Origin of the sequence: Methylobacterium sp. SyP6R (assembly GCF_019216885.1) — a bacterium.
In the GTDB taxonomy this organism is placed as follows: Bacteria; Pseudomonadota; Alphaproteobacteria; order Rhizobiales; family Beijerinckiaceae; genus Methylobacterium.
This window is the reverse complement of the sequence record NZ_JAAQRC020000001.1, coordinates 1,611,138-1,622,633: the sequence shown is the minus strand read 5'-3', so window position 1 is coordinate 1,622,633 and position 11,496 is coordinate 1,611,138. Positions and strand designations below refer to the sequence as shown.

The 11,496-nt window shown below is 67.3% G+C and carries 13 protein-coding genes; 12 read left to right on the top strand and 1 reads right to left on the bottom strand.

Annotated features, from left to right (window positions below):
• Positions 1-75 precede the first annotated feature (75 nt).
• The 4 genes from HBB12_RS07445 (at position 76) to HBB12_RS07430 (ending at position 3,516) form a co-directional block, all read left to right on the top strand.
• The gene (locus HBB12_RS07445; protein ID WP_236988757.1) at positions 76-504 is read left to right on the top strand and encodes a hypothetical protein; all 429 of its coding nucleotides are present in this window, start codon (positions 76-78) and stop codon (positions 502-504) included.
• A 138-nt stretch (positions 505-642) separates the two neighbouring features.
• Positions 643-2,376 (top strand): ArnT family glycosyltransferase, encoded by a 1,734-nt coding sequence (locus tag HBB12_RS07440; protein WP_236988756.1) that lies wholly within the window; start codon positions 643-645, stop codon positions 2,374-2,376.
• Between the two features lie 29 nt (positions 2,377-2,405).
• The gene (locus tag HBB12_RS07435; RefSeq protein WP_236992692.1) at positions 2,406-3,185 is read left to right on the top strand and encodes a glycosyltransferase family 2 protein; all 780 of its coding nucleotides are present in this window, start codon (positions 2,406-2,408) and stop codon (positions 3,183-3,185) included.
• A gap of 4 nt (positions 3,186-3,189) precedes the next feature.
• The gene (locus tag HBB12_RS07430) at positions 3,190-3,516 is read left to right on the top strand and encodes a lipid-A-disaccharide synthase N-terminal domain-containing protein (RefSeq protein ID WP_203158195.1); all 327 of its coding nucleotides are present in this window, start codon (positions 3,190-3,192) and stop codon (positions 3,514-3,516) included.
• Positions 3,517-3,550: 34 nt separating this feature from the next.
• On the opposite strand, the gene HBB12_RS07425 is transcribed toward HBB12_RS07430, so the two are convergent.
• Positions 3,551-3,982 (bottom strand): PRC-barrel domain-containing protein, encoded by a 432-nt coding sequence (locus tag HBB12_RS07425; protein ID WP_236988755.1) that lies wholly within the window; start codon positions 3,980-3,982, stop codon positions 3,551-3,553.
• 192 nt (positions 3,983-4,174) lie between these two features.
• On the opposite strand from HBB12_RS07425, the gene HBB12_RS07420 reads away from it, so the two are divergent.
• The 8 genes from HBB12_RS07420 (at position 4,175) to HBB12_RS07385 (ending at position 11,204) form a co-directional block, all read left to right on the top strand.
• Entirely contained in the window at positions 4,175-4,462 is a 288-nt protein-coding gene (locus tag HBB12_RS07420) for a GlsB/YeaQ/YmgE family stress response membrane protein (RefSeq protein WP_236988754.1), read from the top strand.
• A 228-nt stretch (positions 4,463-4,690) separates the two neighbouring features.
• Entirely contained in the window at positions 4,691-5,653 is a 963-nt protein-coding gene (lipA, locus tag HBB12_RS07415) for a lipoyl synthase (protein ID WP_236988753.1), read from the top strand.
• Positions 5,654-5,657: 4 nt separating this feature from the next.
• Complete coding sequence (locus HBB12_RS07410; protein ID WP_048431019.1) at positions 5,658-6,113, top strand: type II toxin-antitoxin system RatA family toxin; 456 nt, start codon at positions 5,658-5,660, stop codon at positions 6,111-6,113.
• A gap of 444 nt (positions 6,114-6,557) precedes the next feature.
• Positions 6,558-7,748, top strand: a complete 1,191-nt coding sequence (locus tag HBB12_RS07405; protein WP_236988752.1) for a tyrosine-type recombinase/integrase — start codon at positions 6,558-6,560, stop codon at positions 7,746-7,748.
• A gap of 690 nt (positions 7,749-8,438) precedes the next feature.
• Positions 8,439-8,603, top strand: coding sequence for a hypothetical protein (locus tag HBB12_RS07400; RefSeq protein ID WP_236988751.1), 165 nt, complete (start codon positions 8,439-8,441; stop codon positions 8,601-8,603).
• Entirely contained in the window at positions 8,600-9,019 is a 420-nt protein-coding gene (locus HBB12_RS07395) for a hypothetical protein (protein WP_236988750.1), read from the top strand. The genes HBB12_RS07400 and HBB12_RS07395 overlap by 4 nt, the downstream gene beginning before the upstream one ends.
• Before the next feature lie 257 nt (positions 9,020-9,276).
• Positions 9,277-9,921, top strand: coding sequence for a hypothetical protein (locus tag HBB12_RS07390; RefSeq protein WP_236988749.1), 645 nt, complete (start codon positions 9,277-9,279; stop codon positions 9,919-9,921).
• A 611-nt stretch (positions 9,922-10,532) separates the two neighbouring features.
• Positions 10,533-11,204, top strand: coding sequence for a recombinase family protein (locus HBB12_RS07385; RefSeq protein WP_236988748.1), 672 nt, complete (start codon positions 10,533-10,535; stop codon positions 11,202-11,204).
• Positions 11,205-11,496 lie beyond the last annotated feature (292 nt).

Below are 11,496 nucleotides of genomic sequence, written 5' to 3'. Positions count from 1 at the left end.
GCCGATTCATCGAATCCTGCACATCGCCGCGGCCCCTTTGGAGGCGGCGGATGTGTCGCGAAGGGTATCGGGCGTATGCGTAACCTGTCGGGTGAGAGGAGCCATGCCGAGGGCGGCACCGTGGTGGCGTTCCGGCGCAAGGAGCGGGCGGCGCCAGCGAGCCACGACTTGAGCCACGGCCTCGACCACGATTTCGCCCCCAGCCCCCGGATCGCCGCCGCGCGGCGCGACCAGCGCAGCCTGATGGACACGGTCTACGAGGCCGGCACCCTGCCGGTGGCGGCGGGCGACCGCGACACCAAGCTGCTGGCCTCGCGCCTGCTCGTCTACGGCTTCCTCACCATCGACGAGGTCGGCGAGGACGGCGCCACCCGCCGCTTACGCCCCTCCGAGGCGATCCGCGCCGGCCGCGAGCGCCCCTGGCGCCTGTCGCGAGCCTCGCGCGGGGTGAGCCTGTCGGTGCCGATTCCCGCCCGGGACGGGTTCCTGTTCGAGATGGCGTGAGGGCGCGCGGCCGCCCGCGCCGACGCCGGCACGCCGCTCCTCCGAGCAAAAATTGACTTTCCGGACCGGATCACCGACACGGGCGCCCGCCGCGACCGGCGCCGTTCGCGTCGGTTTCTCCCGGGTCGGAGCTGTGCATTGACGAGCCTTGCCGCCGGGCGCCGCCCCGGCCGCGCCGCCTCCGTGGGTCGTCTCGCGGAGCGCCTCCTCGATCTCGGGGCGCTCAGCCACGGGCGGGCTTGCGCGCTGCTCGTCGTCCTGTCGCTGGTCTGCTTCCTGCCGGGATTCGCCTCGCTCCAGCCGATGGACCGGGACGAGCCGCGCTTCGCCCAGGCCTCGAAGCAGATGCTCGAATCGGGCGAGTTCGTCGATATCCGCTTCCAGGGCGAGGCCCGGCACAAGAAGCCGGTCGGCATCTACTGGGCCCAGAGCGCGGTCGTCGCCGCCGGCGAGGCGCTCGGCGTGCCGGGCGCCCGCACGGCGATCTGGCTCTACCGCATCCCCTCGCTGATCGGTGCGCTCGCCACGGTGCTGCTCAGCTACTGGGCCGCGCTCGCCTTCCTGCCGCGGCGCCAGGCCGTCCTCGCCGCCGCCCTGGTGGGCGCCAGCGTGATGCTGTCGGCCGAGGCCCGGCTCGCCAAGACCGATGCGCTGCTCACCGCCTGCGCGGTCGCCGCCATGGGGGCGCTTGCCCGGGCCTGGCTGACCCGCGGCGCCGCGCATATCCGGCCGCCGCAAGCCCCGCTCCCCATGCCGACGGTGCTGACCTTCTGGTTCGCGGTGGCGCTCGGCATCCTCGTCAAGGGACCGATGGTGCCGATGTTCGCCGGCCTCGCGGCGCTCTGCCTCTCGGTCTCCGTGCGCTCCGGCGCCTGGCTCAAGCGGCTGCGGCCGGGCCTCGGCCTGATCCTCGTGCTGGTCCTGGTGGCGCCGTGGTTCGTCGCCATCACGCTGAAGAGCGGCACCGCCTTCTACGGCGAGGCGGTCGGGCACGACATGCTGGGCAAGGTCGGCACCGCCCAGACCCAGCACTGGGCGCCGCCCGGCACCTACCTGCTGGTCATCTTCGCCACCTTCTGGCCCGCCGCCGCCTTCGCGGCGATGGCGCTGCCCTTCGCCTGGACCAACCGTCGGGAGGATGGGGTCGCCTTCCTGATCGCCTGGGTGCTGCCGTCCTGGCTGGTCTTCGAGGCGGTGCCGACCAAGCTGCCGCATTACGTGCTGCCGCTCTGCTCGGCGCTGGCGATCCTCGCCGTCACGGCGGTCGCCCGGGGCGCGGTCCACCGCGACCGGCCGGGGGCGCACTGGGTGGCGCTCCTGGTGCCGTTCATCCCGGCCGGCCTCACGGTGGGCCTGTGCCTCGCCGCCTGGCGCCTCGACGGGGTGATCCCGTGGGCGGGGCTGCCGCTGCTCCTCGCCGCGAGCGCGGTGGCGTTCCTGGCCTGGCGCGCCTTCGTCGACGGGTTCCCGGAGCGTGCGCTGGCGATCGCGGTGCTGGCCGGCGCGCTGCTGGGGCCCGCGGTGTTCGGGCTCACCCAGCCGGCGCTCGCCGCCCTCAAGGTCTCGCCGCGGCTCGCCGCGATCCGCGACGCGCTGCCTTGCCCGACCCGTAAGGTCGCGACCCTCGGCTACCGCGAGCCGAGCCTGGTCTTCCTCATCGGCACCGACCTCGCGATGCTCGATTCCGGCGAGGAGGCCGCCGCCTTCCTCAAGGGTGGCGGCTGCCGCCTCGTCTATGTCGAGGACCGCTTCGCCAACGCCTTCGCGGACGCGGAAGGCGCGACCCCGCCCCGGCCGGTCGGCCGCGTGACGGGCTTCAACATCAATGGCGGCAAGCCGGTCGGCCTGTCGGCCTATGCGGTGACGCCGTGATCCAGACCCTGCCAGAAAGCACCCACGCCATGTCCGATCGGGAGGCGATCCGCCTCAGCGTCGTGGTGCCGGTGAAGAACGAGGCCGGCAACATCGCCCCCCTCGTCGCCGAGATCGCGGCGGCCTGCACCCCCTTGCGCCCGTTCGAGATCATCTACGTCGATGACGGCTCGACCGACGCTACCCCGGCGGCGCTGTCGGAATCGCAGTCTCGCCATCCAGAATTGCGGGTGCTGCGCCACCGCGAGAGCTGCGGCCAGAGCGCGGCGGTGCGCACCGGGGTGCTGGCGGCGCGCGGCGAACTGGTGGCGACCCTCGACGGCGACGGCCAGAACGATCCGGCCTTCATCCCGAAGCTGGCGGCGACGCTGAATGCGGCGGGGCCGCGGGCCGGGCTCGCGCAAGGGCAGCGGGTCGGCCGCAAGGACGGGCGGCGGAAGATGATCCAGTCGCGCATCGCCAACGGGGTGCGCGGGCGCATCCTCAAGGACGCGACCCGGGACACCGGCTGCGGCCTCAAGGTCTTCCGCCGGGCGGTCTACCTGCGCCTGCCGTATTTCGACGCGCTGCACCGCTTCATGCCGGCCCTCGTCGCCCGGGAGGGGTTTTCCGTCGTCCATGGCGACGTGGTCGACCGGCCGCGCTTCACCGGGCGCTCGAATTACGGCCTGTTCGACCGGCTCTGGGTCGGCATCCTCGATCTCGCCGGGGTGTGGTGGCTGATCCGCCGCCGGCGCCGGGTGCCGCAGGTCGAGCAGGGCGGGCAAGTCGTGCAGGGCAAGCAAGTCGTGCAGGGCAAGGCGGAGTAGCCCGATGGTCGCCGACATCATGCACGGGCTCAGCGCCTATTTCTGGTCGCTGTTCACCGGCCCGGTCGATCTCGTGCTGCTGATCGGCCTGGTGGGGCAGGGGCTGTTCACCGCCCGCTTCCTGGTCCAGTGGATCGCCAGCGAGCGGGCCGGGCGCAGCGTGATCCCGCTCTCGTTCTGGTTCCTGTCGCTCGGCGGCTCGGCGGTGCTGCTCGGCTACGCGCTGTACCGGCGCGACCCGGTCTTCATCCTCGGCCAGAGCCTCGGCACGGTGATCTACCTGCGCAACCTCGCCCTGGTGTTCCGCGAGCGGCGCGGCACGGGCGCATGAGGGGCGCCCCGGGCAGGCCCGGGGCGCGGGCGCGTCAGCCCTTCTTCTTGTAGTCGAAGGCCGGAGCCTTGTTCAGGTCGTCCTTGGTGGCGTTCACGCTCGCCTTCCAGGTGTCGCCGTCCCGGGTCAGGGTCACGCTGTCGGGGCTGACCGCGACGTAGCGCTCGCCGATGCCGAGGAAGCCGCCGACGCCGAGGATCACAGCCTGTACGGTCTTACCGTCGACGATCACGAGATCGGCGATGTCGCCGATCGACTCGTTCTGGGCGTTGGTGACCTTGGTGCCGAGGATGCGCGAGGTCACCGCGGCCGTCGGCTGGAGGGTGACGAACTGCACCGTGGCGGTCTTGACCTGCTGGGTCGTCATGCCGCCGGTGGTCGCCTCCGGCTGCGTCGCGGTCTGGGCCTGGGCCTGGCCGACGGCGAGCAGGAGGGCGGCCGTCGCGAGGGCGGTCTTCAGCGTCATGGGAACGAACTCTCTTCAGCGGGGCCCGCGCCCGTGGGGTGGCGCGGGTCCTGCGCAGAACGACCGTGCGCCGGCAGGGTTCCCCATCGTCATGTTTTACGGTGATCGCGGCGGGCGGCCCGGTGCAACACGGCCACGCCGCCCCCATCTAGAGGCCTTCGGCCGCGTGAGGCGGCGAGACAGGGGAACAGCATGGACGGTCACGTGTACGGAGCGCTCGGGCAGCCGGGCGTCGGCCTCCTGATGGCCATCGTCATCGGGGCGCTGGCCGGCTGGCTGGCCGAGCGCTTCATGAATTCCAGCATGGGCCTTCTCGGCAACATCGTGCTCGGCATCATCGGCGGCGTGGTCGGCAACTTCCTGGCGGCGCAGTTCCACATCCCGATCTTCGGGTTCTGGCGCAACCTGTTCTCCGCCACCATCGGGGCGGTCATCATCATCGCGGTGGTGCGGGCGGTCCGGGGCGAGCGGCGTTACTGACCGGGATCGACCGAAGCGCCTTGGCGCGACGGCCCAGCCCGACCGGGCGCCGGCACGCCTCGTGCCGGACGCCTTCGCGGACCTTGCGAAGGCCACCATCGATGCCGCGCCGCGCGGCGGCGCGTCACGCCCCATTTGCTCCGGCGGCCCGGACATCCTAAGTCAGGTTCGCGCCGCGAGGGGTTCGCGGGCGCAGTCGTCCCCAAACCCCTTGCCGCCCCGGATCCCATGGCCGTCGTCCTCGACCTCCTGCGCAACGACCAGCGCCCCCGCCACCCGGAGAAGGCGCACCGGCCCGACCAGCCGATCCTGCGCAAGCCGGACTGGATCCGCGTCAAGGCGCCGGGCTCGCCGAAATGGGCCGAGACCCAGGCCATCGTGCGCGAGAACAAGCTCGTGACGGTGTGCGAGGAGGCGGGCTGCCCGAACATCGGCGAGTGCTGGGAGAAGAAGCACGCCACCTTCATGATCATGGGGGATACCTGCACCCGGGCCTGCGCGTTCTGCAACGTGCGCACGGGCATGCCGGACGCCCTCGATGCGGCCGAGCCCGAGCGGGTGGCGGAGGCCGTGGCCAAACTCGGCCTGCACCACGTCGTCATCACCTCGGTCGACCGCGACGACCTGCGTGACGGCGGTGCCGCCCATTTCGCGGCCGTCATCGCGGCGATCCGGCGCCTGAGCCCCGCGACCACCGTCGAGATCCTGACCCCCGACTTCCTGCGCAAGGACGGCGCCCTGGAGATCGTGGTGGCGGCACGTCCCGACGTGTTCAACCACAACCTCGAGACCGTGCCGTCGAAGTACCTGACAGTGCGTCCCGGCGCCCGCTACTTCCACTCGATCCGCCTGTTGCAGCGGGTGAAGGAGCTCGACGCCACCATCTTCACCAAGTCGGGGATCATGGTGGGCCTGGGCGAGGAGCGCAACGAGGTGCTCCAGCTGATGGACGACCTGCGCTCGGCCGAGGTCGACTTCCTGACCATCGGGCAATACCTGCAGCCGACGAAGAAGCACCATCCGGTCCTGTCCTTCGTGACGCCGGACGCGTTCAAGGCCTACGAGACCACGGCCTACGCCAAGGGCTTCCTGCTCGTCTCGGCGACGCCGCTCACCCGCTCCTCCCACCACGCCGGCGAGGATTTCGCCCGGCTCAAGCAGGCCCGGCTCGACCGGCTGGGAACCGTCTGACCCGATGCCGAGCTTCCGCACCACCCGCACCGTCCGCCACAGCCCGACGGAGATGTTCGACCTCGTCGCCGACGTCGAGCGCTATCCCGAATTCCTGCCGCTCTGCGACTCGCTCCGGGTGCTGCGCAAGCAGGAGGGCGAGGACGGCACCGAGACCCTGGTGGCCGACATGGGCGTCGGCTACAAGGCGATCTCCGAGCACTTCACCACCCGGGTCCGCCTCGACCGCCCGAACCTGAAGATCCTGGCCGAATACATCGACGGCCCGTTCCGGCATCTCGAGAACCGCTGGACCTTCCGCGAGGCGCCGAACGGCGGCTGCACGGTCGAGTTCTTCATCACCTACGAGTTCAAGAGCCTGGCGCTGGGGCTCCTGATGGGCAAGATGTTCGACCGGGCGTTCCGGAAATTCACGGATGCGTTCGAGAGCCGGGCGGATCGGTTGTATGCAAGGGCGTGAGGGATGACGTGGGGTGGGGCCGGGTATCGGCCCCGAACCAGAATATCATTAGACTGGAATGTGAGATTTCGTCTCGAGATGGAACCCGGTGAGGTATGGCACTCACCTGATGGTGTTCGACCCGACAGGAAATGCACAGCAGAGCGGCACGATAGATGGTCCTGCGGTAGCCTACACAACGATCCCCGGGCCTATAAACGACGAAGGCGGCCCGAAGGCCGCCTGTCGTAAATCTCTATCTCACCAGAGTTTATAATGGTCGGAGCGAGAGGATTCGAACCTCCGACCCCTAGTCCCCCAGTCTTCGAGGAAGAGCTTTCAGGAGCGTCCGGAAGCCACCAAATGGCGCCATTTACCCTCTGAACCTCTAGTTTTTAGAGCGCAGAAGCGGTATCCTGATTCCGCAGGCATTCGGGTCTGTGGCTTCCGATTGGCTTCCGGAAAATGACTGCGCAGCGCCTCACCCGCCAGACTGTCGCCGCTCTGACTGTCCCGCCCGGCAAACTGGAAGCGTTCCTGTGGGATGCAGAGGTCAAGGGCTTCGGCGTCCGCGCCAGCGCAGGGGGAAGCCGCCGCTACGTCGTCCAGTACCGGGTGCCTGGGCAGCGAGCCACGAAGAAGCTCAGCATCGGTGCAGTGGACACCCTTAGCGTCGATGAAGCCCGGCGACAGGCCCGGACGCTTCTCGCCAAGGCCCTGACCGGCAACGACCCGCACGCCGAGAAGGCCGCCGCGAAGAAGGCTGCCGCTGTCACGCTCGGCAGCGTCGCGGATGCCTACCTGAAGCACTGCGAGGCCCGGCAGAAGCCCGGGACCTTCTACCAGACTAAGCTTCACCTGACGAAGCATTGGGCGCCCCTGCGGGGTCTCCCGCTGCACAAGGTTCGGCGCGCCGACGTGGCCGCCAGGCTCACCGAGCTGCGCGACAGCAGCGGTGGAGTGTCCGCGAACCGGAGCCGGTCGGCGCTATCGGCGCTCTTCGCGTGGGCGATCGGGGAGGGACTGACGGAAGCCAACCCGGTAGTCGGGACCCACAAGCCTGCCGAGGAGAAGACGCGCGAGCGCGTCCTGAGCGACGCCGAGCTGAAGGCCCTTTGGGGGGCATGCCGCAACGATGCCTATGGGCGCATCGTCCGAACGCTGATCCTCACGGCCCAGCGCCGGGAGGAGGTGGGCGGCATGGCGGATACGGAGCTGGATCTGGACGCCGCCCTATGGACCCTTCCAGCCGCCCGGGCGAAAAACCACCGGGAGCACCTTGTTCCGCTCTCGGCGCCTGCTGTTGCGATCCTGCGGGAGGCGCCCCGCCTTGAGGGCCGCTCGCTTGTCTTTGGTGAGGGGGCTGGTGGCTTCTCCGGCTGGTCACGAGCGAAGAATGCGCTGGACAGCCGGCTCACGGAGGCGGGGACGCCTCTGGCGCCCTGGACCCTGCACGATCTCCGCCGGACCGCTGCGACGACGATGGCGGATCAGCTCGGGGTTGCGCCACACATCATTGAGGCGATCCTGAACCATGTCTCGGGACACAAGGCGGGGGTGGCCGGCGTCTACAACAGAGCGTCCTACGCGAGGGAGAAGCGGGAGGCGCTGGACCTGTGGGCGGCGCACGTCATGGCCCTGTCCGACGCGCCGTGATCGCTCTTCCACTTGTCTGGCGCCCGGTGAGCGCCTATAACCACCGAAGTTCAAATTCCAGTCACAGTTCGAATTCTGGCCCGCACGCTGGGTGCGGGTTGCGATGAGGCCTTGCCATGCGAGGCTCATACCCAGCGTGACTGTGAATTGGAGATGGTCATGCGCAGCATGACGACGGGCGATGAATCCGTCACCCCTTCCGAACGAGCTGTCATCCGCTTCCAGGCTGCCTGCCAAGAGGCTGGAGTGTCCGTGAGCACGATGCGCCGCCTTCTCAAGGCGGGCCGCGGGCCGCGCGTCATCAGGCTGAGCGAACGGTGCCTCGGTGTTCGCCGTGCGGACCTCGACGCTTGGCTCATCGCGCGAGAAGCCAACTTCTCCTAGTCGCGCTACCACCGGCTTCCGCGTGCCTCGATGGGGAAGCGAGGTGGTTCCAGTGCTGGATCCACCTCGGTTTCCTATGAGCGTCCCCGGAAATGGCGTGGAATTTCCAGGGCATTTCCCCGGAACGACTACGGCAGAGCCGGCAGGGCGCTCGAAGCCGGTGCGGGTGCTCTTGAGCCCGACCAGGATCTTCAATCAATAATTTGAAGAAGATAGATGCTCTTCGACCACTCCTAACAGCTAGGAGCAGCCATTTGCATAAGAAGATATGCAGGCACATCTCTTAGCAGGCAGGAGATATGGATTATGTTGAAGCGCGACGACTACATGAGCCGCCGGCAGATCCGTGAGCGGACCGGCTGGTCCCTCACGTTCATCGACAGGCGACTTCCCCGCATTAAGATTGGTGGAAAGGTCTTGATCCCCGTCGCCGCGTTCGAGCGGCTCCTCAACGGGGAGGCTGCACGATGAGCGGCGAGGCGCGAGACTGGCCCTCGATGGCTTTAAGGTTCCGTCAGTATAAACTGGCTGATCTTGTGTTCAGCTATCTGTTCGATGGTCGAGATAATATTACCGATCAACTACGGTGTGAAATAACGGATTTAATATCGAATATTCTATTCGAGTACAGCTTGGACATGCCGGAAGAGAGCGCCCACGAGAGCAACGAGATGGACGGTAAAGGCAGGTTCCGGCTGACGTCGGATTTCACGGCCTACCTGGTGAGGTACCGCCCTGAGCGCGGGGGGCCGGCCGGCACTGTCCTGCGCGAGCGGCTGGAGACCCTGGCCCGCGAACCGTGGGGCGGCCTGGTGCCGGTCGGGGTTCGCCACGGGCCGGGTGGACGCTCGATGCCGAAGCGGTTCCGCCGGGCGCCGCGGCGGTAGGCCGGTGGAGGCACCCCGGCCGGGTAGGCCGATGGTGTTGGTCCCATCGGCCTGGGTCCCGGCGAAACGCAAGAGGGTCGACCACGTCAAGCTGTTCAGTCTCTCCCCCTTCTCTTTCTATCTTCTTCATTCTTTTCCTCCGAAGGGAAAACGTAGTGGGGGGTAAAGAGAGATTGGCTAAGGGGGAGAGAGAGGAACATCAATAGGATGTAACATCAATAGGATGTTCCTTTCTCTATAAAGAGGGTAAGAGGGCCATGCTCCCCACTACGTTTCAGCCGGGGCAGACGCGCCCCATCGGCGAGTTTGCGGACCTGCCGGCCAACATCCGGAAGAAGATCGTCATCCAGGATGACGGCTGCTGGCACTGGACCGGCACGGTCACAGCGGCGCGCACGCGGCCCAAGATGTACCGGGTTCCGAAGGACTACGAAGGCACCCGCAACTTCAGTGGGTCCTACCAACGCGAGCGCGGCGCTCCGCAGGTTCGACACCCAGGAAAAGGGTGGTCGGTCTCGGCTTGGCGGTACATCTACGGCCTGCTCACCGGGCTCGATTACGGGGACGTGCCGACGCTGTCGCGATGTGGCTGCGACACTTGCGTGAGCCCTCATCACGTCGTCGAGATGGACGTCCCGCCTCAGCAAAAGTTGGCGCAGGCTCGAGCAAGGGATGCCGAAGGCTTCTACTCTTCTGAGAAAGCTCAACCTGAAACTGCACAAGCCGAGAGGCAAGCCGGCCTTCAGGAAGATGTACTGGATAAGCTTAAAGAGTGCAGGCCCACTAACTGGGGAGGCGTTGATATAGCTGAGGAAGAATACGGCTTTGAGCGCGGCTCTATATCTATAGAAACCTGGGATGCTTACGTTTCTTGGACTGTAGAAAATCCAGAGGAAGATTGAGATGATCGGGCTCGCCAGCACTATTATTAAGAAGCTGCCGACCACCTTGGCGACGCTGCCGGCGCCTTCGGAAGTGGACTTCGGGGGGCTGCCGCCTTGGGCCGTTCTCCCCACCAGCTCCGTCGTCAGCAGCCTCGACATTGACCGGGGCAACTGGGGGAGCTGGCGGGGACGGGGCATCGGTCCGGTTGAGCTGCCCGCCGGCTGGTTCCGGCGCACAACCGGTGGCCCCTGCTACTACCGTGCCGATACCGTGCTGGAGTGGCTCGCCAGCCGGCGCGGCGAGCCGTTCGACCGGGCGGGGTGCCTGGCAGGCCTCGCTGGCCGCTGTGGGGCTGCCTGCGGACCCCGTGTGGGCTCGGCGCCTCGCTGAGCGTGCGGGGCCTGGCGGTGTGCCTTTCACCTCCCCCGGCTGGCGGCAGTACCTGCTCAGCCTCAGCCCCGCGGCGTAGCCCGAGAAGACGGCCAATCAGGCGCGGTTTCGTATCGTTAGCCTGTACGGGGAAGCTGGGTCAGTCCTCCGTGACGGCGCGTCCGGGTTCTAGTGTTCGTATCCTTAGCCCGTTTAACCCGTACAGGCTGGTGATACGTTGAGGGTGGAGTACCAAGCCATGGCCAGGGGCCAGTTCGTTACCTACCTGCAAGGCACCTCCGGCCCCGGGCTGGACGCGCAGCGCAGGGCCGTGGCTGACTTCTTGAACGACGATCAGCGGTACTTAGTGACTGAGGTAGAGGTGGTGGAGGTCAAGACCGGCAGGCGGGCTACCCGGACGAAGTTGGCTGAGGCCATTCAGCTCTGTCGCCGTGACGATGCTACGCTGGTCATCGCCGAGCTGGCCCGGCGGTCGGATGATGTCTATTTCCTCCAGGAGCTTCAGCGGGCGGGGGTGCATTTCATTGCAGTCGATATGCCCGGAGCCAACAGGATGACGATCCACACCATGATTGAGGTGGCGCAGGCGAAAAGTGCGGCGGTCTCGGCCCGCACCAAGGCCGCGCTCGCTGCCGCGAAAGAGCAGGGCGTGAAGCTCGGCGGCCCGACCCACCACCACCTCCCGGCTCAGGCCAGGCGAGCCGCCGCCGTCAGCGCCTCGGTGCGGTCGGCCAAAGCCCGTCACTGGGCCGAGACCCTGGCGCGTGACATCGCCGAGTTGCGAGCCGAAGGCGCCACGTCCCTGCGCAAGCTGGCGACCGGCCTCAACCGGCGAGGGCTTACTACGCGTCGAGGTGCGGCCTGGACCCCAACGGCCGTGCAGCGGGTGCTCGAGCGGATTGAGGGCTGAGCACTCCGACCGGCACGAGTTCCGGGGAAATTCCAGGGTATTTCCCGGGCATTCCCCCGCCACTGGTTGGACGGCGATACTTCGACGTATTGCTACCATAAGGGGAAAAGTAAAATTTTCCGGAAATGTAAACTGCACTTAGTGTTATTGTGGTGAAACAGGTATACAGAAAAAAGACCCACCCCTTCTAAGTTGGATGTCAAGAATTTTATCTGAGTTGCTCATGTCTTTGTTTGGTTGACCAACAAGGTCGGCTTCTGCCATCCCTGTCACGAACCAATCGACGTTCGAT